The sequence below is a fragment of the Pseudomonas sp. LBUM1648 genome, from assembly GCF_059716145.1.
Map to the genome: position 1 here is coordinate 5158909 of NZ_CP166808.1, position 22578 is coordinate 5181486.

19 protein-coding genes are annotated in these 22578 nt (G+C 59.7%); 9 read left to right on the forward strand and 10 right to left on the reverse strand.

All coding sequences use genetic code 11. From position 1 onward, the window contains the following. Positions 1-72: 72 nt before the first annotated feature. The 6 genes from ACA043_RS23370 to ACA043_RS23395 all read left to right on the forward strand — a co-directional run bounded on the left by ACA043_RS23370 (position 73) and on the right by ACA043_RS23395 (position 9794). Positions 73-1419, forward strand: a complete 1347-nt coding sequence (locus ACA043_RS23370) for an imelysin family protein (protein ID WP_187678146.1) — start codon at positions 73-75, stop codon at positions 1417-1419. A 262-nt stretch (positions 1420-1681) separates the two neighbouring features. Then, positions 1682-3109, forward strand: coding sequence for a di-heme oxidoreductase family protein (locus ACA043_RS23375; protein ID WP_497658005.1), 1428 nt, complete (start codon positions 1682-1684; stop codon positions 3107-3109). A gap of 26 nt (positions 3110-3135) precedes the next feature. Beyond that, entirely contained in the window at positions 3136-4200 is a 1065-nt protein-coding gene (locus ACA043_RS23380) for an imelysin family protein (protein ID WP_497658006.1), read from the forward strand. A 14-nt stretch (positions 4201-4214) separates the two neighbouring features. Further along, positions 4215-5315 (forward strand): DUF1513 domain-containing protein, encoded by a 1101-nt coding sequence (locus tag ACA043_RS23385; RefSeq protein ID WP_401271823.1) that lies wholly within the window; start codon positions 4215-4217, stop codon positions 5313-5315. A 281-nt stretch (positions 5316-5596) separates the two neighbouring features. After that, positions 5597-6745 (forward strand): efflux RND transporter periplasmic adaptor subunit, encoded by a 1149-nt coding sequence (locus tag ACA043_RS23390; RefSeq protein WP_401271822.1) that lies wholly within the window; start codon positions 5597-5599, stop codon positions 6743-6745. A gap of 13 nt (positions 6746-6758) precedes the next feature. Further along, complete coding sequence (locus tag ACA043_RS23395; RefSeq protein ID WP_187678150.1) at positions 6759-9794, forward strand: multidrug efflux RND transporter permease subunit; 3036 nt, start codon at positions 6759-6761, stop codon at positions 9792-9794. An 85-nt stretch (positions 9795-9879) separates the two neighbouring features. On the opposite strand, the gene ACA043_RS23400 is transcribed toward ACA043_RS23395, so the two are convergent. The 5 genes from ACA043_RS23400 to colR form a co-directional block, all read right to left on the reverse strand. Continuing rightward, positions 9880-10107: a hypothetical protein gene (locus ACA043_RS23400; RefSeq protein ID WP_497615243.1), complete on the reverse strand. Its 228-nt coding sequence runs from the start codon at positions 10105-10107 to the stop codon at positions 9880-9882. Between the two features lie 2 nt (positions 10108-10109). After that, positions 10110-10826 (reverse strand): lipopolysaccharide kinase InaA family protein, encoded by a 717-nt coding sequence (locus ACA043_RS23405; RefSeq protein WP_497658007.1) that lies wholly within the window; start codon positions 10824-10826, stop codon positions 10110-10112. A 4-nt stretch (positions 10827-10830) separates the two neighbouring features. Then, a complete protein-coding gene (locus tag ACA043_RS23410) occupies positions 10831-11499 on the reverse strand; it encodes a class I SAM-dependent methyltransferase (protein ID WP_187678153.1) in 669 nt (222 codons plus the stop codon). Between the two features lie 161 nt (positions 11500-11660). Beyond that, positions 11661-12935: a sensor histidine kinase gene (locus ACA043_RS23415; RefSeq protein ID WP_489878837.1), complete on the reverse strand. Its 1275-nt coding sequence runs from the start codon at positions 12933-12935 to the stop codon at positions 11661-11663. Beyond that, a complete protein-coding gene (gene colR / locus ACA043_RS23420; protein WP_187678155.1) occupies positions 12925-13608 on the reverse strand; it encodes a two-component system response regulator ColR in 684 nt (227 codons plus the stop codon). Before colR ends, ACA043_RS23415 begins: the two co-directional genes overlap by 11 nt. Before the next feature lie 219 nt (positions 13609-13827). Between colR and ACA043_RS23425 the strand changes: the two genes are divergently transcribed. Then, entirely contained in the window at positions 13828-14571 is a 744-nt protein-coding gene (locus ACA043_RS23425; protein ID WP_497658008.1) for a phosphatase PAP2 family protein, read from the forward strand. 101 nt (positions 14572-14672) lie between these two features. On the opposite strand, the gene groL is transcribed toward ACA043_RS23425, so the two are convergent. The 4 genes from groL to ACA043_RS23445 all read right to left on the reverse strand — a co-directional run bounded on the left by groL (position 14673) and on the right by ACA043_RS23445 (position 18195). Next, positions 14673-16319, reverse strand: a complete 1647-nt coding sequence (gene groL, locus ACA043_RS23430; RefSeq protein ID WP_401271817.1) for a chaperonin GroEL — start codon at positions 16317-16319, stop codon at positions 14673-14675. Between the two features lie 49 nt (positions 16320-16368). Next, positions 16369-16662: a co-chaperone GroES gene (locus ACA043_RS23435; RefSeq protein WP_003227685.1), complete on the reverse strand. Its 294-nt coding sequence runs from the start codon at positions 16660-16662 to the stop codon at positions 16369-16371. Positions 16663-16921: 259 nt separating this feature from the next. After that, the gene (locus ACA043_RS23440) at positions 16922-17398 is read right to left on the reverse strand and encodes an FxsA family protein (RefSeq protein WP_187678159.1); all 477 of its coding nucleotides are present in this window, start codon (positions 17396-17398) and stop codon (positions 16922-16924) included. 65 nt (positions 17399-17463) lie between these two features. Continuing rightward, entirely contained in the window at positions 17464-18195 is a 732-nt protein-coding gene (locus tag ACA043_RS23445) for a HugZ family pyridoxamine 5'-phosphate oxidase (protein WP_401271815.1), read from the reverse strand. Positions 18196-18358: 163 nt separating this feature from the next. Here ACA043_RS23445 and ACA043_RS23450 point away from each other — a divergent pair, with 163 nt between their 5' ends. Next, complete coding sequence (locus ACA043_RS23450) at positions 18359-19117, forward strand: SDR family oxidoreductase (RefSeq protein ID WP_401218582.1); 759 nt, start codon at positions 18359-18361, stop codon at positions 19115-19117. Between the two features lie 68 nt (positions 19118-19185). Here the strand turns inward: ACA043_RS23450 and apbC are convergent, their stop codons facing one another. Further along, entirely contained in the window at positions 19186-20280 is a 1095-nt protein-coding gene (apbC, locus tag ACA043_RS23455; RefSeq protein ID WP_187678162.1) for an iron-sulfur cluster carrier protein ApbC, read from the reverse strand. Between the two features lie 155 nt (positions 20281-20435). On the opposite strand from apbC, the gene metG reads away from it, so the two are divergent. Further along, positions 20436-22487, forward strand: coding sequence for a methionine--tRNA ligase (gene metG / locus ACA043_RS23460; protein WP_489878833.1), 2052 nt, complete (start codon positions 20436-20438; stop codon positions 22485-22487). Positions 22488-22578 lie beyond the last annotated feature (91 nt).

The following is a 22578-nucleotide window of genomic DNA, read 5'->3' on the forward strand; positions in this document are numbered from 1 at the left end:
AAGATTTGCATTATGTCGCAGTTTTGCGCCCCCAGCGCGAGTCCACTCAACTACCGAAGCAGGATGTTCGCCATGATTCGTATGCCTCTGGCTACCGCCAGTCTGCTGGCCATCGCTATTTCCCTCGCCGGTTGCGGCGAAGGCAAAGACAAGGCTGCCGCCCCGGCCACGCCGACTCCAGCCGCCACCGCCGCCGCTCCAGCAGCCGCGCCTGCCGCTGCCGGTAAAGTCGACGAAGCCGCTGCCAAGGCAGTGGTCGCGCACTACGCCGACATGGTCTTCGCCGTTTACAGCGATGCCGAATCCACCGCGAAAACCCTGCAAACCGCCGTTGACGCTTTCCTCGCCAAGCCGAACGCCGACACCCTGAAAGCCGCCAAGGCTGCCTGGGTTGCTGCTCGCGTTCCTTACCTGCAGAGCGAAGTGTTCCGCTTCGGCAACACCATCATCGATGACTGGGAAGGTCAGGTTAACGCCTGGCCACTGGACGAGGGTCTGATCGACTACGTCGACAAATCCTACGAGCACGCACTGGGTAACCCGGGCGCCACCGCCAATATCATCGCCAACACTGAAGTACAGGTCGGCGAAGACAAGGTCGATGTCAAAGACATCACCCCGGAAAAACTCGCCAGCCTGAACGAGCTGGGTGGTTCCGAGGCCAACGTTGCCACCGGCTACCACGCGATCGAATTCCTGCTCTGGGGCCAGGACTTGAACGGCACCGGCCCTGGCGCTGGCAACCGTCCTGCTTCGGACTACCTGGAAGGCGCCGGCGCCACTGGCGGTCACAACGATCGTCGTCGTGCCTACCTGAAGTCCGTGACCCAACTGCTGGTCAGTGACCTGGAAGAAATGGTCGGCAACTGGAAGCCGAACGTGGCTGACAACTACCGCGCCACCCTGGAAGCCGAGCCGGGCGAAACCGGTCTGCGCAAAATGCTCTTCGGCATGGGCAGTCTGTCCCTGGGCGAACTGGCGGGCGAGCGCATGAAGGTTTCCCTGGAAGCCAATTCCCCGGAAGACGAACAGGATTGCTTCAGCGACAACACCCACTACTCGCACTTCTACGATGCCAAAGGCATTCGTAACGTTTACCTGGGCGAGTACACCCGTGTAGACGGCACCAAGATGACCGGCGCCAGCCTGTCGTCGCTGGTGGCCAAGGCCGATCCGGCTGCCGACACCGCGCTGAAAGCTGATCTGGCCGCTACCGAAGCCAAGATCCAGGTCATGGTTGATCACGCCAAGAAAGGTGAGCACTACGACCAACTGATCGCGGCCGGCAACACCGCTGGTAACCAGGTCGTTCGCGACGCTATCGCATCGCTGGTCAAGCAGACCGGTTCGATCGAAGCCGCTGCCGGCAAACTGGGCATCAGCGACCTGAACCCGGACAACGCTGATCACGAGTTCTGATCAACCGCGTCTGACTGAAAAAGGCGACCTGCGGGTCGCCTTTTTCATATGTATTGTTCACAGTCCCCTGTAGGAGCTGCCGCAGGCTGCGATCTTTTGATCTGTCTTTTTAGAAGCAAGATCAAAAGATCGCAGCCTGCGGCAGCTCCTACAGGGAGTTTAGGTGTTGCGGCACATCAAGCAAACGATAATTCCTCTTATTCAAACTCCCTCGCCCTGTTAGACTTTGCGCCTTTGTTTTCGCACGTCTTCAGGATGTCTGATGCCCTCGCTGCCTCTTCGCTTGTCCGCACTGTTTCTGGCCCTGGGCCTGAGTGCCTGCGATGACGCCCCGCGCTTTACCCAGGCCGAGCCGGGTGAAGCACGCTCGGGTGGTGCGGCGACCGTGCGCAAGACCGATCAGAACGCGTTCTCCCTGCCTTCGGCCAACCTGCCGCCGTCGCGCCGGGTGGATTTCAGCGTCGGCAACAGCTTCTTCCGCAGCCCTTGGGTGATCGCCCCGTCGACCACCACCGCGCGCGACGGCCTCGGCCCGCTGTTCAACACCAACGCCTGCCAGAACTGCCACATCAAAGACGGTCGCGGCCATCCGCCGGAGAACGGCGCGACCAACGCGGTATCGATGCTGGTACGCCTGTCGATTCCCGATTCGCCGGAGTTTGCCAAGCTGATCGAGCAGGTCGGTGTGGTGCCGGAGCCGGTCTACGGCGGCCAGTTCCAGGACATGGCGGTGCCCGGCGTCACTCCGGAAGGCAAAGTGCGAGTCGACTACACGCCGGTGCCTGTTCGCTTCAAGGACGGCACCGAAGTCGAGTTGCGTAAACCGGTGTTGCAGATCACCCAACTTGGCTACGGGCCGATGCACCCGGATACGCGTTTCTCCGCGCGGATCGCGCCGCCGATGATCGGCCTCGGCCTGCTCGAAGCGATCCCCGAAGACGCAATCCTCGCCAATGCCACCGCGCAGGCCAAAGAGAAAAACGGCATCAACGGTCGGCCAAACCGGGTTTGGGACGACGAGTTGCAGAAAACCGTGATCGGTCGCTTTGGCTGGAAAGCCGGACAGCCGAACCTCAATCAACAGAATGTTCACGCGTTTTCAGGTGATATGGGCCTCACGACCAGCCTGAGACCCTTCGATGACTGCACCGACGCGCAAACCGCTTGCAAGCAGGCACCGAATGGCAATGGCCCGGACGGCGAGCCGGAAGTCAGCGACAACATTCTGCGCCTGGTGCTGTTCTACAGCCGCAACCTCGCTGTTCCTGCGCGCCGTGGCATCAACGATGAACAAGTGCTGGCCGGCAAGAATCTGTTTTTCCAGGCTGGGTGCCAGTCCTGCCACACTCCGAAATACACCACCGCCGCCAACGCGGCCGAACCTGAACTGGCCAATCAAGTGATTCGCCCGTACAGCGATCTGCTGCTGCATGACATGGGCGACGGTCTGGCCGACAACCGCACGGAATTCCAGGCCTCCGGCCGCGACTGGCGCACGCCGCCGTTGTGGGGGATCGGCCTGACGCAAGCGGTCAGTGGCCACACCCAGTTTTTGCATGACGGTCGCGCGCGCAATCTGCTCGAAGCGGTGCTCTGGCACGGCGGCGAAGCGAAAGCGGCCCAGCAACAGGTTTTATCGTTCAATGCCGGGCAGCGTGCCGCGCTGCTGGCGTTTCTGAATTCACTTTAAACACTTAAAAGAATCGGGAGCCCGACATGTTCCGTCCCAAGTTGTTGTTCACCAGCCTTGCCGCGCTCGCCCTCGGCGCTTGCTCGCCGCAGGATCCGCAAGCCGTCACTTCGGCCGCCATCGCCAAATCGGTGATTCTGCCGACCTACACCCGTTGGGTTGAAGCCGACAAGCAACTGGCCGTCAGCGCCCTCGCCTACTGCCAGGGCAAAGAAACCCTGGAAACCGCCCGCGCCGACTTCCTGCACGCGCAGAAAGCCTGGGCCGAGTTGCAACCGCTGCTGATCGGCCCACTGGCCGAAGGCAACCGTTCGTGGCAGGTGCAATTCTGGCCGGACAAGAAAAACCTCGTCGGCCGTCAGGTCGAGCAACTGGTCGTCGCCCAGCCGCAGATCGATGCTGCCGCACTGGCCAAGTCGAGCGTGGTGGTTCAGGGCCTGTCGGCTTACGAGTACATCCTGTTCGATGCCAAGCCTGACGTTGCCAACGAAGAACAGAAAGCCAAGTACTGCCCACTGCTGATCGCCATCGGCGAACGCCAGAAGCAACTGGCCGAAGAGATTCTGCAAAGCTGGAACAACACCGACGGCATGCTCGCGCAGATGAGCAAGTTCCCGAACCAGCGCTACGCCGACTCTCATGAAGCGATCGCCGACCTGCTGCGTGTGCAGGTCACCGCCATCGACACCCTGAAGAAAAAACTCGGCACGCCGATGGGCCGCCAGAGCAAAGGCGTGCCGCAGCCGTTCCAGGCCGATGCCTGGCGCAGCCAATCTTCCCTGACCGCACTGGAAGCGAGCCTTGCCGCCGCCAAAACCGTCTGGGAAGGCGTCGACAACAAAGGCCTGCGCGGCCTGCTGCCGGCTGAGCAAAAACCACTGGCGGACAAGATCGATGCTGCCTACGCCGCGTCGCTGAAACTGTTCGACAGCACCCAGCGTTCGCTCGGCGAAATGCTCGAAGACGACGCGGGTCGCCAGCAATTGAACGACATCTACGACAGCCTCAACGTCGTCCATCGCCTGCACGAAGGCGAACTGGCAAAGGCGCTGGGCATCCAACTGGGCTTCAACGCCAACGACGGTGACTGATGAGGGCAAGTGCCATGCTGCGACGCCAGGCTCTGACTTTAGGTAGTTTGCTGCTGGGAGCAGTGACACTGGGCGGCTGGACGCTGTTCAAACGCAAGGATCAGAGCCCGCTGCTGCTGTCGGCTCGCGATGACACCGACGGCAAGCACTACGCCGTCGGTTACCGACTGGACGGCACGCGGGTATTCGCCACGCAAGTCGGCCAGCGTTGCCACGACATCATCAACCACCCGACGCTGTCGATTGCGCTGTTCGTCGCCCGCCGCCCGGGCACCGAAAGCTATCTGATCGACCTGCGCGACGGCACGTTGCTGCAAACCGTGACGTCGCAGCCGAACCGGCATTTCTACGGCCACGCCGTGGTGCACAAGGACGGCGAATACCTGTACGCCACCGAAAACGACACCACTGATCCCGGTCGTGGCCTGCTCGGGGTGTACAAGTTCGAAGGCGAGCGGCTGGTGCACAGCGGCGAAATTTCCACCCACGGCCTCGGCCCGCATCAGGTGTCATGGATGCCGGATGGCGAGACGCTGGTAGTGGCCAACGGCGGGATTCGTACCGAGGCGGAAAGCCGCGTCGACATGAACCTCAACGCCATGGAGCCAAGCCTGGTATTGATGCAGCGCGACGGCACCCTGCTGAGCAAGGAAACCCTCGCCCAACAGATGAACAGCGTGCGCCATCTGGGGATTGCCAGCGACGGTACCATCGTCGCCGGTCAGCAGTTCATGGGCGCGTCCCACGAGCGTTCGGAGCTGCTGGCGATCAAGCGTCCTGGCCAACCGTTCACGGCGTTCCCGGTGCCGGAGCATCAGTTGCAATCGATGGGTCACTACACCGCCAGTGTCGCAGTGCACAGCGATTTGCGTCTGGTGGCGTTGACCGCACCGCGCGGCAATCGCTTCTTCATCTGGGATCTGGACACCGGCGAAGTGCGCCTCGACGCACCGTTGCCCGATTGCGCCGGCGTCGGTGCCGTGCAGGACGGTTTTGTCGTGACCTCGGGTCAAGGGCGCTGCCGTTACTACGATTGCCGTCAAGATGAACTGCTGGCCAAACCGCTGGAATTGCCGGCGGGGCTCTGGGACAACCATCTTCATCTGATGGCGTGAACCAGTAATATCCCTGCGTTTACAGAACTTTGTGGTGAGGGGATTTATCCCCGATGGGTGGCGAAGCCGCCCCAAACCAGCAACCGCGGTTTATCAAATTAACGGCGTGCGACGGGTTTACGACTGCTGCGCAGCCGGTCGGGGATAAATCCCCTCACCACGGTTTTTGTGTTCAGCCGTCCTCTGCTCTCTAACCTGTAAAAACTGCCAGTTGGAATCCCCCCTGTACTCGGAGTAATGTTCCCGCCTGTCTCGCCTGATTTATCCAAGGAAATGGAAATATGCTGCGTCGCCGCATGCTGATCATGTTGGGTGTTGTCTTGCTGATCGTCCTGGTGCTGGGCGGTTATAAAGCCTTTTCGATCTACACCATGATCCAGGGTTTCTCCAAGCCGAAACCGCCGATCAGTGTCGCCGTGGCCAATGCCAGCGAGCAGCCGTGGCAGATGCGCCTGCCCACCGTCGGCACGCTCAAGGCGCTGCAAGGCGTCGAGCTGAGCCTGGAAGTCGCCGGCACCGTTACCGAACTCAAGTTCGAATCCGGGCAGAAGGTCAAGGCCGGGCAACCGCTGCTGCAACTCGACAGCGCCGTGGAAACCGCCCTGCTGGAAACCGCCAGGGCTGACCTGGGCCTGGCGCAACTGGACTTCGGCCGTGGCAGCCAACTGGTCGACAGCCGCGCGATTTCCAAAGGCGAGTACGACCGGCTCTCGGCGGTACTGCAAAAGAACAAGGCCACGGTCAACCAGCTCAATGCCTCGCTGGCGAAGAAACGCATCCTCGCCCCCTTCAGCGGCACCATCGGCATCCGTCAGGTCGACGTCGGCGACTACCTCGCCAGCGGCACCAAAATCGCCACCCTGCAGGATTTGAGCAGCCTCTACGCCGACTTCTATGTGCCCGAGCAATCGGTGCCGAAACTGGCCATCGGCCAACCGGTGAATATCTCGGCCGGCGCTTACCCCGGGCAAAATTTCCCGGGCAAGATCAGCGCAATCAACCCGATCGTCGAAAGCAGCACCCGCAATATTCTGGTGCGCGCCACCCTCGCCAACCCCGACAGCAAATTGCTGCCGGGCATGTTCGCCAGCCTCGAAGTGCTGCTGCCCAATCCACAGAAGCACGTCGTGGTACCTGAGAGTGCGATCACGTACACCCTCTATGGCAATTCGCTGTACGTGGTCGGACAGAAGAAAGCCGAGGACGGCAGCGTCGAGAAAGACGACAAGGGCCAACCGGTGCTGATCGCCGAACGCCGCTTCATCGAAACCGGTGAGCGCCGCGATGGCCTGGTAATGATCAACAAGGGCGTGCAGAGCGGCGAACAAGTGGTGACGGCCGGCCAGATCAAACTGGACAACGGCGCCCACATTGCCATCAGCGACGACAAGACCCTCGGCGAGCAGAACAGTCCGCGCCGCGCCGACTGATCAAGGAATCCTCATGGCTTTTACTGATCCGTTCATCCGCCGCCCGGTGCTCGCCACCGTGGTCAGCCTGCTGATTGTGCTGCTGGGCTTCCAGGCCTGGAGCAAGCTGCCGCTGCGCCAATACCCGCAAATGGAAAACGCCCTGATCACGGTGACCACCGCGTATCCCGGGGCCAACGCCGAAACCATTCAGGGCTATATCACCCAGCCAATGCAACAGAGCCTGGCCAGCGCCGAGGGCATCGACTACATGACGTCGGTCAGTCGGCAGAACTTCTCGACGATTTCGATCTACGCGCGCATCGGCTCCAACACCGACCGCTTGTTCACCGAGCTGCTGGCCAAGGCCAACGAGGTGAAGAACAAGCTGCCGCAGGACGCCGAAGATCCGGTGCTGAGCAAAGAGTCTGCCGACGCCTCGGCGCTGATGTACATCAGCTTCTTCAGCAAGGATCTGAGCAACCCGCAGATTACCGATTACCTGTCGCGGGTCATCCAGCCGAAACTGGCTACCCTGCCGGGCATGGCCGAAGCGGAGATTCTCGGCAATCAGGTGTTTGCCATGCGCCTGTGGCTCGATCCGGTGAAGCTCGCCGGTTTCGGCCTCAGCGCCAGCGACGTGACCAACGCGGTGCGCCAATACAACTTCCTCTCCGCTGCGGGCGAAGTGAAAGGCGAGTACGTGGTCACCAGCATCAACGCCAACACTGAATTGAAATCCGCTGAAGCGTTCGCGGCGATTCCGCTCAAGGTCAGTGGCGACAGCCGTGTGCTGCTCAGCGATGTGGCGCGGGTCGAAATGGGCGCGGAAAACTACGACTCGGTCAGCTCGTTCGGTGGCACGCCGTCGGTGTACATCGGCATCAAGTCGTCGCCGGGGGCCAACCCGCTGGATGTGATCAAGGAAGTGCGCAAGATCATGCCGGAGCTGGAAGCCCAGCTACCGCCCAATCTCAAGAGCGAGATTGCCTACGACGCCACACTGTTCATTCAGGCCTCCATCGACGAAGTGGTGAAAACCCTCTTCGAAGCGGTACTGATCGTGATCGTGGTGGTGTTCCTGTTCCTCGGCGCACTGCGTTCGGTGGTGATCCCGGTGGTGACCATTCCACTGTCGATGATCGGCGTGATGTTCTTCATGCAGATGATGGGCTACTCGATCAACCTGCTGACCTTGCTGGCGATGGTGCTCGCCATCGGTCTGGTGGTCGACGATGCGATTGTCGTGGTGGAAAACATTCACCGACACATCGAGGAAGGCAAGACGCCTTACGACGCAGCGCTTGAGGGCGCCAGGGAAATCGCCATGCCGGTGGTGTCGATGACCATTACTCTGGCGGCCGTTTACGCACCGATCGGCTTCCTCACCGGGCTGACCGGGGCGCTGTTCAAGGAGTTCGCCCTGACCCTGGCCGGGGCCGTGGTGATTTCCGGGGTGGTCGCCCTGACCCTGTCGCCGATGATGTGCGCCTTCTTGCTGCGCCACGAGGAAAATCCCAGTGGCCTGGCGCATCGCCTCGACCGCATCTTCGACAGCCTCAAGCGCCGCTACCAGAGCATGCTCCACGGCACGCTGAACACTCGGCCGGTGGTGCTGGTGTTCGCGGTGATCGTGCTGTGCCTGATCCCGGTATTCCTGAAATTCACCAAATCGGAACTGGCGCCGGACGAAGACCAGGGCATCATTTTCATGATGGCCAAAGCCCCGCAACCGACCAACCTCGATTACCTGAACACCTACACCGACGAGTTCATCAAGATCTTCAAGGAATTCCCGGAGTACTACTCCTCGTTCCAGATCAATGGCTACAACGGCGTGCAGGCCGGGATCGGCGGTTTCCTGCTCAAGCCGTGGAACGAGCGCAGTCGCACCCAGATGGAAATCCTCCCCGAGGTGCAAGGCAAACTGGAAGGCATCCCCGGTTTGCAGGTCTTCGGCTTCAACCTGCCCTCCCTGCCCGGCACCGGTGAAGGCTTGCCGTTCGAATTCGTGATCAACACCGCCAACGACTACGAACTGCTGCTGCAAGTGGCCGACCGGATCAAGAAGCGCGCCATGGAATCGGGCAAATTCGCCTTCGTCGACCTTGATCTGGCCTTCGACAAGCCGGAGGTGGTGGTCGATATCGACCGCGCCAAGGCTGCGCAGATGGGCGTGTCGATGCAGGACCTTGGCGGCACCCTGGCAACGCTGCTTGGCGAGGCGGAAATCAACCGTTTCACCATTGAAGGTCGCAGCTACAAGGTCATCGCTCAGGTCGAACGGCCGTACCGCGACAACCCGGACTGGCTGAACAATTACTACGTGAAAAACACCCAGGGCGAGCTGCTGCCCCTGTCGACCCTGATCAAGGTCAGTGATCGCGCGCGACCGCGTCAGCTCAACCAGTTCCAACAGCTCAATGCGGCCAAGATCTCCGGATTCCCTTTGGTGAGCATGGGCGAAGCGATCGACACCGTGCTACAGATCGCCCGGGAAGAAGCGCCGGCCGGTTTTGCCTTCGACTACGGCGGCGCGTCGCGCCAGTTCGTGCAGGAAGGCAGTGCGTTGTGGGTGACGTTCGGGTTGGCCCTGGCGATCATTTTCCTGGTGTTGGCGGCGCAGTTCGAAAGCTTCCGCGATCCACTGGTGATTCTGGTGACGGTACCGCTGTCGATCTGCGGCGCGCTGATTCCGCTGTTCCTTGGCTGGTCGAGCATGAACATCTACACCCAGGTCGGGCTGGTGACGCTGATCGGGCTGATCAGCAAACACGGAATCCTGATCGTCGAATTCGCCAATCAGTTGCGCAAGGACAAGGGCCTGACTGCACGCGAAGCGGTGGAAGAAGCGGCGGCGATTCGCCTGCGGCCGGTGTTGATGACCACGGCGGCGATGGTCTTCGGCATGGTGCCGCTGATTCTGGCAACGGGCGCGGGGGCAGTCAGCCGGTTTGATATTGGTACGGTGATTGCGACGGGGATGTCGATCGGGACGTTGTTTACGTTGTTTGTGTTGCCGTGCATCTACACCCTGCTGGCGAAACCTGATCCCAAACCATCCGCGTAACACTGTGGGCGCGGTACCGGACGCAAATTTCGTGCATAAAAAAGGCCTCGCATTTGCGAGGCCTTTTATGTGGGCTTCAATCGGTTCAACTCTGTGGCCTCATCCCTTGAGAAAGTCCGAACATGAACAGCAGCAAATCATGATCGGGCCTGGACGCCACGGAGGCTTTCGCCACCCGTGGTACCGCGCAGTGAGCATCGTCTATCGACGCGCCAACCACCTGCATGCGGGGCTGCTCCCAGGCAGCCACCGCCAGTGAAGCAACTGCCAAGGCTCCAACCAAAAACAAACCTCGTGCAATTTCGAGTTTCATCGCTATAAACCTTTGATAGCGCTGCCAAACGCCGTCTCGTAAAAATAGACGAGTTTCTTCCAGTCCGCGTCGCGGAACGACGAGTGGCGACGCAATTGCTTCATGTCATGGGAGGCGGCGCGATAGGCGGTCAGGCGCTGGCGGCATTTCTCCAGATCGATCAGTGCGACTTCGACTTTGGCCGACTCGCCTTCACCGGTCACTCGCACAAACACGTGTTTGATGTAGATGCAGCTGTGCTGCCAGCGGCCCTTGTGCATCCGCGCCAGGTTTTCGGCGAGATCCTTGAGCACGCGCTCATAGATCGCATCGCCACACTGATCGCGACCACCGGCAGCGGCCAGCCAATGCTCCAGTTCCTGAAAACCGTCCAGGGACTTGGTCACCAACAGCGCGCGCCACTTGTGCTGCGGATCAGGCTGGGCACCGCAGAAAACGATTTGCGGGACTCGCACCCCGAGTTTGCTGACGCCGGTCAGGGCATCGAGTTCGCGCAATACCGTCGGACGTCCGAACGGATGCAACCAACTGCGATAGATGTGCCCAGTCTGGCGCTTGGCATACAGCAGTTGGCCGTTCTTGCCCACGATCCGTTGCACACCACTTTCACCGCCACGACGAACGTTGGGCTCTTCGACCCACTCGCCGCGCTGACTCCAGTAGTAGTCGAAGCTATCCTGGGAAGCGACTTCCGTTTCTGCTGCAAATTGCACTGCCATCCTGTTACCTCTTGCGTAATACGTAAACCCGCCACATCGCATAGAGCGGAATAAAGTCCAGTTGTTCCTGAATGCGGAAACCCGCTTCTTCAAATTCTTTTTCGACTGTTGCCGCCGGTAACAAAAAGCGATTCTGGTAATCGCGGTTGGGACGATCCTTCTCCGCACGCTTGCGTTTCCAGGCTTTGAAATTGCCGTCGACCCACAATGAAACGATGACGCTGTCACGGGTTACGCGTTCGAATTCGCGAAGAATCGCCCGGCGGTGCTCGGCCTCACCGATGTGATGAAGCAAACGCATGCAGAAAATGCTGTCGACGGCGTTATCCGGCAAGGCAATGTCGAACGCAGACGTGTGCAAAGGTTGTACCCGTTTCACCACTTCTGCCGGTTGTCCTTCCATCGCCGTCTTGATCATCGATTCGGAATTGTCCGCACCGATGATCACCCGGTTAGGTTTTTCCGCCAGTAACGGCCAGAAACGTCCGGCGCCGCACGGCAAATCCAGCACCAGGCCGGGTTCGCCGGCCAGCGCCAGCGCCTTGCGGGCCAGCTGTTCGTCACGCAAATGAGACAGGCGACGCCCTAGGCTTGCCTTATGCTTGCGCAAATATTTCTGCGCATGTTGATCGTCGTACTTTTCGGAAAAATCGAGTTTGATCGGGCCGGTCATCACCTGGACTCCTGAATGACTGATGACACCACCTTAAGGAGCGGCATGTCAGCGTCAGGTCATCCAGTTGTGAAAATTTTGTCAGGTAAACCGGCAAATTATTACAGCGTTATACAGGATTTGGACAGGTTGGCGGGAGTAGCATGGAGCCACTATTTGCGTCAGATTTTGCCGAGATCTACCTCGAAGCGGCAGCCATTGGGCTCCATCGTACTTAAACTGACAATCCAGCCCTGGTTTTCGCAGATACGCTGCACCAGCGACAAGCCAAGCCCCAGGCCTTCGCCGCGCTTTTCACTGCCACGGACAAACGGCTCGAACATCGCCTCGCGTTTCTCCTCGGGAATGCCCACGCCAGAGTCCTCGACCACAAACCCGTTGGCGCTGAGCGTCAGGCGAATGAAACCCTGCTCGGTGTAATGGCAAGCATTGCGCAACAGGTTACCCATCACCGCCGTCAGCAACGTCGCGTTGTAGCAGGTCGCGGCGGGGTTGCCGGCTTCGAACTGCAAATTCAAACCTTTGCTTTCGATCGGTTCGCGCCAGACACACAGCAGGCTTTCAGCCACTTGGGCAAGATTCTGTTGCGGCGCCGCCCCCGCGTCTTCGCGCTGGGCACGGGCGAGCATCAGGAAGGTTTGCACCAGTTCACGCATCTCCTCACTGGCCCGGGCAATACGCTCGACCTGTGAGCGACCGCGTTGATCGATCGCCGGGTTTTCCAGCAGCAACTCGCAAGAGCTGGCCAACACCATCAGCGGTGTGCGCAATTCGTGACTGACATCGCTGGTGAACAGCCGTTCGCGGGTCAATGCCTGACGCAAACGCCCCAGCGTGGCGTCGAACGCCACGGCCAGTTCTCCGACTTCATCAGCCGCATAGTCCGGCGCCAGTGGGGGTGCCAGCCCCAGCAGTTGATCGCGATGGCGAACCTGCCGAGCCAGCCGCACCACCGGCGCCATCACTTTGCGCGCAAGCACCCAGCCGAGGAATACCGCCAACGCCAGACTGAGCACAAAACCCACCAGCACCACGGCAAACAACACGCGCTCGCGTTCTTCGAAATCGCTTTGGTCCTGCAGCAGCACATAACGCCGACCATCGACGATTTCGACCATCGCGTGATACGACAGCTGCTCGCGGAACACTTCGTGGAACCCCGCATCGAGATGCCGCAGATCCTTGGGCAAGTCGAAATCGCCCGGGCCGCCGCTGAAATAGAACAACTGGTCCGGCTCTGGGCGATGGCTCCAGTCCGAGACATTGTCCATCAGCAACAGACGCTGCAAATCGCCGCCCAGCCCCGCAGAAATCAGTTTTTCCTCTACCAGATGCACCGTCGCGACGATACCCATGGCGAATGCACCGGCCACCAGTGCGCTCATCAGCGCGAAAGCAATGATGATCCGCTGGGAAAGGCTTTGCTTAAACTCCATCACGGCCCTCGGCCAAGCGGTAACCCACGCCGTGCACGGTGTGCAGCAGTGGCTTGGCGAACGGTTTGTCGATCACCTGACGCAATTGGTGGACATGACTGCGCAGGCTGTCGCTGTCCGGGCAGTCATCTCCCCACAGCGCTTCTTCAAGAATTTCCCGGCGCAGCACGTGTGGGCTCTTCTGCATCAACACTGCCAGCAACTTCAGGCCGACCGGGTTGAGTTTCAGAAACTTGCCTTCACGCGTCACTTCCAGAGTGTCGAGGTCGTAGCTCAGATCACCGACCTGCAATGCCCGACGCCCGCCACCCTGGGTACGACGCATTACCGCTTCCACCCGCGCGGCCAGTTCGGACAAAGCGAATGGCTTGATCAGGTAATCGTCCGCCCCGGACTTGAAGCCCTGCAAACGGTCGTCCAGTTGATCGCGGGCCGTGAGCATGATCACCGGGGTGTCGCGGCGGGCATCTTCGCGCAGGCGCTTGCACAGCGTGTAGCCGTCAATGCCCGGCAGCATGATGTCGAGCACGATCAGGTCGTAATGTTCGGTGGCTGCCAGATGCAGGCCCGACAGTCCGTCCTGGGCGCAATCGACGGTATAGCCCTTGAGCCCAAGGTAATCGGCCAGATTGGCCAGGATATCGCGGTTGTCTTCGACCAATAGAATTCGCATGGGCACCTCCTCCGTACACGGTAACGGCCGTCGTGGCCCGCGCAGCTTACGGCCAAGTGTGGCTCAGGGCTAGGCGTGTGTCGGGTTGTTTATCGATAAAGATACGGATTGCGCCAGCCAACGTTTTTTTCACTTTCGGTTAACAAATCAGCAACGCCATCACGCGCAGACTCCGCGCAATTGCGCTCATCGAACCCACTTACCGACCAAGGAATTGCCATGGTGTCGACCTCTGCCCGCCCTGTTTCAAGGCCGCTGAATTTCTGGCTGTGCTTGGGCATTCCCGCCTTCGCGGCGTTGATTCTGGTGCTGCTGGAACTGACCGATCTGGACATGGATCTGGCCCGGCTGTTTTACGACCCGGTCGCGGGCGACTTCATCGGCCGCCACAGTTTCTTCCTTGAAGACATCCTGCATGACCGCGCCAAGCAGGTAGTGATCGCTTTTTCAGTGTTTGCCATTCTCGGCTTCATCGGTTCGTTTTTCATCGAACGGCTGAAACCGTTCAAACGAGAGTTGGGCTGCCTGGTGCTCTCGCTCGGTTTGGCCACTTCATTCGTGACACCGGTCAAAGCGGTGACAGCCGTGCAATGCCCATGGAGCCTGGAGCAATTCGGCGGCCATGAAACCTATAGCAAACTGCTCGACCATCGCCCGCCTACCGACAAGCCTGGCCGTTGCTGGCCCGGCGGTCATGCAGCCACGGGGTTCACTTTGTTTGCGCTGTTCTTTGTGCTGCGTGACCGGCGTCCGCGTCTGGCCAGACAAGCGTTCATCTTTGCCTTTGCACTGGGTTCGGTGTTCTCGATCAGCCGGATGATGCAGGGGGCGCACTTCTTTTCGCACAACGTGTGGACGGCGATCTTCTGCTGGCTGATTTGTCTGGGCTCGTATTACTGGGTGCTGTATCGCCCGGCGGCGAGGGTTGATGCAGCAGTCAAAACACAACCGGTCAGCGTCTGAACTGACGTCATCGCTGGCAAGCCGAACCTCAAATCAGAGGCAATAAAAAACCCCACTGGCTTTCGCCAGCGGGGTTTTTGCGTTACGGGGGTAAGGCTGGCTTACATCATGCCGCCCATGCCACCCATGCCGCCCATGTCTGGCATGCCACCACCAGCGCCACCGTCTTTCTTCGGTGCGTCGGCAATTGCAGCTTCGGTGGTCAGGATCAGACCGCCGATCGACGATGCAGCTTGCAGAGCGGAACGGGTCACCTTGGTTGGGTCCAGGATGCCCATTTCGATCATGTCGCCGTATTCGCCAGTCGCGGCGTTGTAACCGAAGTTACCTTTGCCGTTCTTGACTTCGTTGACCACAACGCTTGGCTCGTCACCGCTGTTGGCAGCGATCTGGCGCATCGGTGCTTCAACAGCACGACGCAGAACAGCGATACCGACGTCCTGATCAGCGTTTTCGCCTTTCAGGTCCAGGATGGCTTCCAGAGCACGGATCAGCGCAACGCCACCGCCAGGTACCACGCCTTCTTCAACGGCTGCGCGAGTTGCGTGCAGGGCGTCTTCAACGCGGGCTTTCTTCTCTTTCATTTCAACTTCGGAACCAGCGCCAACCTTGATCACTGCAACGCCGCCGGACAGCTTGGCCAGACGCTCTTGCAGTTTTTCACGGTCGTAGTCGGACGAAGTTTCGCCAACCTGAGCACGGATCTGAGCGATACGCGCCTGGATGTCGGCTTCTACGCCAGCACCGTCAACGATGATGGTGTTTTCCTTGGAGATGGTCACGCGCTTGGCGCTACCCAGGTTTTCCAGGGTGGCGCTTTCCAGGCTCAGGCCGATTTCTTCGGAGATAACGGTACCGCCGGTCAGAACGGCGATGTCCTGCAGCATGGCCTTGCGACGGTCGCCGAAGCCTGGAGCCTTGACGGCTGCAACCTTGACGATGCCACGCATGTTGTTCACGACCAGAGTCGCCAGGGCTTCGCCTTCAACGTCTTCCGATACGATCAGCAGTGGACGGCCGGCTTTGGCAACGGCTTCCAGTACTGGCAGCATTTCGCGGATGTTCGAGATCTTTTTGTCGACCAGCAGGATCAGCGGGTTGTCCAGCTCGGCAACCATGGTTTCCGGCTTGTTGACGAAGTACGGGGACAGGTAGCCACGGTCGAACTGCATGCCTTCTACAACCGACAGTTCGTTTTCCAGGCCAGTGCCTTCTTCAACGGTGATCACGCCTTCTTTACCGACTTTTTCCATCGCTTCGGCAATGATGTCGCCGATGGAGCTGTCGGAGTTGGCCGAGATGGTGCCGACCTGAGCGATGGCCTTGGTGTCAGCGCATGGCTTGGACAGGTTTTTCAGCTCTTTGACAATGGCGATGGTCGCCTTGTCGATGCCGCGCTTGAGGTCCATCGGGTTCATGCCGGCAGCGACGGCTTTCAGGCCTTCGTTGACGATCGACTGAGCCAGAACGGTAGCGGTGGTAGTACCGTCACCGGCGTCATCGTTGGCACGGGAGGCAACGTCTTTGACCAGCTGCGCGCCCATGTTTTCGAAACGGTCTTCGAGTTCGATTTCTTTGGCGACGGAAACGCCGTCCTTGGTGATGGTCGGAGCGCCGAAGCTCTTCTCGATGATCACGTTACGGCCTTTCGGGCCCAGGGTCGCTTTTACTGCGTCAGCCAGGATGTTGACGCCCTTGAGCATTTTCTTACGGGCGGAATCGCCAAACAGAACTTCTTTAGCAGCCATGATCGATATTCCTTAAATACTTTGTAGTAGCGGGAAAATGAGCGGGAAATCAGCCTTCCAGTACAGCGAGAATCTCGTTCTCAGCCATTACCAGCAGGTCTTCGCCGTCGACTTTCACAGTGTTGCTGCCGGAGTAAGGACCGAACACAACCTTGTCGCCGACTTTAACGGCCAGCGCACGTACTTCACCGTTTTCCAGAGTCTTGCCTGGGCCTGCAGCGACAATCACACCGTGGTTGGCTTTTTCAGCAGCCGAACCTGGCAGGACGATACCGCCAGCGGTTTTCTTTTCTTCTTCGCTGCGACGGATAACGACGCGGTCATGCAGAGGACGAAGCTTCATTGTCGATCTCTCCTAATTGTGGTTTTCATCGGCCGGTGTAGTCCCGGCGGGTTTACAAATCCGGCCTGCGCCGGTTGCGATTCGTCGAGCGAACCGCGGAAGTCTGTCCGACTCGAATGTCGGAAACCTTTCGGTGACCGTTACATAGGGGCGCATAAGCTTATTACAAGGGCGCAGCTAAAAAAATTTCGCAGTTGCTCGTCGTAAAAGGAGCGCAAAAACGAGCACGGCACCCGAAGGTGCCGTGTCGATGCAGACGTTATTTGGTGTCGCGGTGTTCGAACTCGCCTTCGATCACATCACCTTCGCGGCCAATAGGCTCGCGCGGTGCAGGACCGCCACGGGGTTGCAGGTCGTCAGCAAAGGCACGCTGACGCATGGCCTGATCTTCGGCGCGCTGACGCATTTTGTTCGCCAGCAGACGACGGGTGAACGGCAGCAGCATCACCAGACCGACCACGTCGCTGATGAAGCCAGGCAGGATCAACAGGCCACCGGCCAGTGCCAGCATCAGGCCTTCAAGCATGGTTTGCGCAGGCAGTTCGCCGCGGTTCAGGCTTTCACGGGCACGCAGTGCGGTGGCCAGACCGGCTACGCGCAGCACGAACACACCGAACATCGAGCCGAGAATGATCAGCAGCAGGGCCGGGAAAAACCCGATAGACCCTGCCACTTTGACGAATACGAACAGCTCCAGCACCGGAAACAGCAGAAAGAGCAACAAAAAAGGGCGCATCAAAGATTCCTCAACGCAAGAAATGCCTTGCAGTAAGCCTTAGATGACGTCGCCCTTTCGTGAATTCAAGCGTCGACCCCTGCATTTTTTGGCCAAACCTCTGCGTGAGCCAGAGAAACCAAGGCTTCGCGCACTTGTATCGGCGTATGACATGGCGCTTGAAACGGTAGCCAGTACAGCGCCTGACCGATGCGCAGGTGCATGCCTTCGCTGTCGATCCCGGCCAGTAGCGCCGGCTCGGTTTTCGGCAGCCCGGCCAGATCGACGTAGTGCGCGATGGCCTTGGCGTGGTCGCTGTTCATGTGCTCGACCATGCTGATCTCGGCTTTGCCGGCAAACGGGTTGGCCAGGGTCAGTTGATCAATCCAGTGAATCGCACCAAAACCGCCGATATAGCGATGGCGCACCGGGTTCAGTACCCAGAAATCGAAGTCGTGGGCCTTGTGGTAGTTCTTTGAATCCGGGAAATAGCGGTAGTAACGCTGCGCCGCCGCTTCGATGGCCGCCGGGTCTTCGAGCTTTTGCGCCTCAGCCAGATACGTCAGGCGACCAACGGCTTGTACGTCGTCGGCCTCACGTTCGCCCACCAACATCGAGCATTTCGGGTCTTTTTGCAGATTGTGGGTGTGCTGGGCGATACGGCTGATCAGGATCAGCGGCCGGCCCTGCTCGTCCAGGCAATACGGCACGACGGAGCCAAAGGGGAAACCGGGCATCGATTTGGAGTGGGTCGACAGCACGCCCCGGTATTCCTTGAGAAGCAATTCTCGGGCATTCTTGGCCGCTTCAACGCTCAATTTATGACTCCTTAATTAGAATCCGTCGAAAAAACGGACAGGTGCCTTGGATACGTTCCAGTCACCTTCGGGGCAATTCTCATGTGCAGCCAGGCCATGTCGGGTGCAGATCGAGAGGCTCTCTAAAAGGACCACCACTCTGACCTGCTATCGGGGCATGCGAATGCAACTCAACGACAAAGTAATCATTATCACTGGCGGTTGCCAAGGTCTGGGCCGCTCGATGGCCGAGTATTTCGCCGGCAAAGGCGCGAAGCTGGCCCTGGTCGATCTGAACCAGGAAAAACTCGACGACGCGGTGGCCGCCTGCAAAGCCAAGGGCGTCGAGGCGCGCAGCTATCTGTGCAACGTCGCCAATGAAGAACAGGTCGAGCACATGGTTGCTCAGGTCGCCGCCGACTTTGGTGCGATCCACGGCTTGATCAACAACGCCGGGATTCTGCGAGACGGACTGCTGCTCAAGGTCAAGGACGGCGAAATGACCAAGATGAGCCTGGCCCAGTGGCAGGCGGTGATCGACGTCAACCTGACCGGCGTGTTCCTGTGCACCCGTGAAGTGGCAGCAAAAATGGTCGAGCTGAAAAACAGCGGCGCAATCATCAACATCTCGTCGATCTCCCGCGCGGGCAACGTTGGCCAGACCAATTACTCAGCCGCCAAGGCTGGCGTAGCGGCGGCCACCGTGACCTGGGCCAAGGAGCTGGCGCGTTATGGCATTCGTGTGGCGGGCATTGCCCCGGGCTTCATCGAAACCGAGATGACCCTGGGCATGAAGCCCGAAGCGCTGGAGAAGATGACCGCAGGCATTCCGCTCAAGCGCATGGGCAAGCCGGAAGAGATCGCCCATTCGGCGGCGTACATCTTCGAGAACGACTACTACACCGGGCGGATTCTGGAGATGGATGGCGGGTTGCGGATCTAACTGGCGACATAAAACAACTGTGGGAGCGAGCAAGCTCGCTCCCACAGGTTTTCAGCTTTACGAACGTATCAATCGTCGCTGATGGTGATATTCGGCATCGCCGGCGTTGCCGCTTCCTGCAACACAATCCGCGCGCCGACATGGCGGGCCAGTTCCTGATAGACCATGGCAATCTGGCTGTCCGGTTCGGCGATTACCGTTGGTTTGCCGCCATCGGCCTGCTCGCGGATCAGCATCGACAACGGTAGCGAAGCCAGCAGTTCGACGCCGTATTGAGTCGCCAGCTTCTCACCACCACCCTCACCGAACAGATGCTCGGCATGGCCGCAGTTCGAGCAGATGTGCACAGCCATGTTTTCAACCACACCGAGCACCGGGATGTTGACCTTGCGGAACATCTCCACGCCTTTGCGCGCGTCGAGCAGCGCCAGATCCTGCGGGGTGGTGACGATCACGGCGCCAGCCACCGGGACTTTCTGCGCCAGAGTCAGCTGGATGTCACCGGTACCTGGCGGCATGTCGATGACCAGATAATCCAGATCGCCCCACGCAGTTTGCGTGACCAGTTGCAGCAGCGCGCCGGAAACCATCGGCCCGCGCCAGACCATCGGCGTGTTGTCGTCGGTCAGGAATGCCATCGACATGACTTCAACGCCATGGGCCTTGAGTGGCACGAACCATTTCTGATCCTTGACCTCTGGGCGAGTGCGCTCGGGGATACCGAACATGATGCCCTGGCTCGGGCCATAGATATCGGCGTCGAGAATCCCGACCTTGGCGCCTTCACGGGCCAATGCCAGTGCGAGGTTGGCCGCAGTGGTCGATTTGCCCACACCACCCTTGCCCGATGCCACGGCGACCACGTTCTTGACGTTGGCCAGGCCCGGAATCTGCGCCTGGGCCTTGTGCGCGGCGATCACGCTGTTGACTTCAACCCTGGCGATCACCACGCCGTCGATGTTTTCGATGGCCAGTTGCAGCAATTGCGCCCAGCCGCTCTTGAACAGACCGGCGGCATAGCCGATTTCCAACTGAACATTGACGCGGTCACCGATGATCTCGATGTTTTTCACGCAACCGGCGCTGACCGGGTCCTGGTTCAGGTAAGGGTCAGTGTATTGGCTGAGGACGGCTTCCACCGCTGCGCGAGTGACGGCACTCATGGGCAACTCCGATAACAAGACTGGGAAAAGATGGCCGCTATCCTACCCCTTCTATCCTCCAGACGGCATGCCCGGCAACGATTTGCAGGGGTGAAATATCTTGGCCGGCGCTTTATAGTGGCCGACCTCCGTTTCATCAAGTAGCGAAGCCCCACATGTCCGAACCACGCAAGATCCTCGTCACCAGCGCCCTGCCCTACGCCAACGGTTCGATTCACCTTGGCCACATGCTGGAATACATCCAGACCGATATGTGGGTGCGCTTCCAGAAGCATCGCGGCAATCAATGCATTTATGTCTGCGCCGACGACGCCCACGGTTCGGCGATCATGCTGCGCGCGGAAAAGGAAGGCATCACCCCGGAACAACTGATCGCCAACGTGCAGGCTGAACACAGCGCCGACTTTGCCGAGTTCCTGGTCGACTTCGACAACTTCCACTCCACTCACGCCGAAGAAAACCGTGAGCTGTCGAGCCAGATCTACCTCAAGCTGCGTGACGCCGGGCACATTGCCCAACGCTCGATCACCCAGTATTTCGACCCGGAAAAGAAAATGTTCCTGGCCGACCGCTTCATCAAGGGCACCTGCCCGAAATGCGGCACCGAAGACCAGTACGGCGACAACTGCGAAAAATGCGGTGCGACCTACGCACCAACCGACCTGAAGGATCCGAAGTCGGCAATCTCCGGCGCCACCCCGGTGCTCAAGGATTCCCAGCACTTCTTCTTCAAGCTCCCGGACTTCCAGGAAATGCTGCAGGCATGGACCCGCAGCGGCACCCTGCAAGACGCCGTAGCCAACAAGATCGCCGAGTGGCTGGACGCTGGCCTGCAACAGTGGGACATCTCCCGCGATGCGCCGTACTTCGGTTTCGAGATCCCGGACGAGCCGGGCAAATATTTCTACGTGTGGCTGGATGCGCCGATCGGCTACATGGCCAGCTTCAAGAACCTTTGCGACCGCACGCCTGAGCTGGACTTCGACGCGTTCTGGGGCAAGGACTCCACCGCCGAGCTGTACCACTTCATCGGCAAGGACATCGTCAACTTCCATGCTCTGTTCTGGCCAGCGATGCTCGAAGGTGCGGGTTACCGCAAGCCAACCGGCATCAACGTGCATGGTTACCTGACCGTCAACGGTCAGAAGATGTCCAAGTCCCGCGGCACCTTCATCAAGGCGCGCACCTACCTTGATCACCTGTCGCCGGAATACCTGCGCTACTACTACGCGGCCAAACTGGGACGTGGCGTCGATGACCTTGACCTGAACCTCGAAGACTTCGTGCAGAAGGTCAACTCTGACCTCGTCGGCAAAGTGGTCAACATCGCCAGCCGTTGCGCCGGCTTCATTCAGAAAGGCAACGCCGGCCTGCTGGTCGACAACAATGCTGCGCCAGAGCTGACCGAAGCTTTCCTCGCCGCCGCGCCAAGCATTGCCGACGCCTATGAAGCCCGCGACTTCGCCCGCGCCATGCGTGAAACCATGGCCCTGGCCGATCGCGCCAACGCCTGGATCGCCGACAAGGCTCCATGGTCGCTGAACAAGCAGGAAGGCAAGCAGGATGAAGTCCAGGCGATCTGCGCCACCGGCATCAACCTGTTCCGCCAACTGGTGATCTTCCTCAAACCGGTGCTGCCGCTGCTGGCCGCCGATGCCGAGGCGTTCCTCAACGTCGCGCCGCTGACCTGGAACGACCACACCACCCTGCTGGCCAACCATCAGCTCAACGAGTTCAAGCCGCTGATGACCCGCATCGACCCGGTAAAAGTGCAAGCCATGAGCGACGCCTCCAAAGAAGACCTGACCGCCAGCCAGACCGACACCGGTGCTACCGCCCCTGCGGGCAATGGCGAACTGGCCAAGGATCCGCTGTCGGCGGAAATCGACTTCGACACCTTTGCCGCTGTCGACCTGCGCGTCGCACTGATCGTCAAGGCTGAACACGTGGAAGGTGCTGACAAGCTGCTGCGCCTGACCCTGGACATCGGTGACGAGCAACGCAACGTGTTCTCCGGGATCAAGAGTGCCTACCCGGATCCGTCCAAGCTCGACGGTCGCCTGACCATGATGATCGCCAACCTCAAGCCGCGGAAAATGAAATTCGGTATCTCTGAAGGCATGGTGATGGCGGCAGGTCCTGGCGGTGAAGAAATCTACCTGCTGAGCCCGGACAGCGGCGCCAAGCCGGGTCAGCGCATCAAGTAAGTCTATGCGTTAGATCGATCCCACAGACGTGCTCCGCATGCCTGTGGGATTTTTCATATCTGGCCCACCCTTCGCGGCAGCCGGATAATGC

Excerpts from the sequence above, each read along its gene's own strand:
- ACA043_RS23370 (WP_187678146.1), top strand. The coding sequence starts at position 73 with ATGATTCGTATGCCTCTGGCTACCGCCAGTCTGCTGGCCATCGCTATT.
- ACA043_RS23375 (WP_497658005.1), top strand. The coding sequence starts at position 1,682 with ATGCCCTCGCTGCCTCTTCGCTTGTCCGCACTGTTTCTGGCCCTGGGC.
- ACA043_RS23380 (WP_497658006.1), top strand. The coding sequence starts at position 3,136 with ATGTTCCGTCCCAAGTTGTTGTTCACCAGCCTTGCCGCGCTCGCCCTC.
- ACA043_RS23385 (WP_401271823.1), top strand. The coding sequence starts at position 4,215 with ATGCTGCGACGCCAGGCTCTGACTTTAGGTAGTTTGCTGCTGGGAGCA.
- ACA043_RS23390 (WP_401271822.1), top strand. The coding sequence starts at position 5,597 with ATGCTGCGTCGCCGCATGCTGATCATGTTGGGTGTTGTCTTGCTGATC.
- ACA043_RS23395 (WP_187678150.1), top strand. The coding sequence starts at position 6,759 with ATGGCTTTTACTGATCCGTTCATCCGCCGCCCGGTGCTCGCCACCGTG.
- ACA043_RS23400 (WP_497615243.1), bottom strand. The coding sequence starts at position 10,107 with ATGAAACTCGAAATTGCACGAGGTTTGTTTTTGGTTGGAGCCTTGGCA.
- ACA043_RS23405 (WP_497658007.1), bottom strand. The coding sequence starts at position 10,826 with ATGGCAGTGCAATTTGCAGCAGAAACGGAAGTCGCTTCCCAGGATAGC.
- ACA043_RS23410 (WP_187678153.1), bottom strand. The coding sequence starts at position 11,499 with ATGACCGGCCCGATCAAACTCGATTTTTCCGAAAAGTACGACGATCAA.
- ACA043_RS23415 (WP_489878837.1), bottom strand. The coding sequence starts at position 12,935 with ATGGAGTTTAAGCAAAGCCTTTCCCAGCGGATCATCATTGCTTTCGCG.
- colR (WP_187678155.1), bottom strand. The coding sequence starts at position 13,608 with ATGCGAATTCTATTGGTCGAAGACAACCGCGATATCCTGGCCAATCTG.
- ACA043_RS23425 (WP_497658008.1), top strand. The coding sequence starts at position 13,828 with ATGGTGTCGACCTCTGCCCGCCCTGTTTCAAGGCCGCTGAATTTCTGG.
- groL (WP_401271817.1), bottom strand. The coding sequence starts at position 16,319 with ATGGCTGCTAAAGAAGTTCTGTTTGGCGATTCCGCCCGTAAGAAAATG.
- ACA043_RS23435 (WP_003227685.1), bottom strand. The coding sequence starts at position 16,662 with ATGAAGCTTCGTCCTCTGCATGACCGCGTCGTTATCCGTCGCAGCGAA.
- ACA043_RS23440 (WP_187678159.1), bottom strand. The coding sequence starts at position 17,398 with ATGCGCCCTTTTTTGTTGCTCTTTCTGCTGTTTCCGGTGCTGGAGCTG.
- ACA043_RS23450 (WP_401218582.1), top strand. The coding sequence starts at position 18,359 with ATGCAACTCAACGACAAAGTAATCATTATCACTGGCGGTTGCCAAGGT.
- apbC (WP_187678162.1), bottom strand. The coding sequence starts at position 20,280 with ATGAGTGCCGTCACTCGCGCAGCGGTGGAAGCCGTCCTCAGCCAATAC.
- metG (WP_489878833.1), top strand. The coding sequence starts at position 20,436 with ATGTCCGAACCACGCAAGATCCTCGTCACCAGCGCCCTGCCCTACGCC.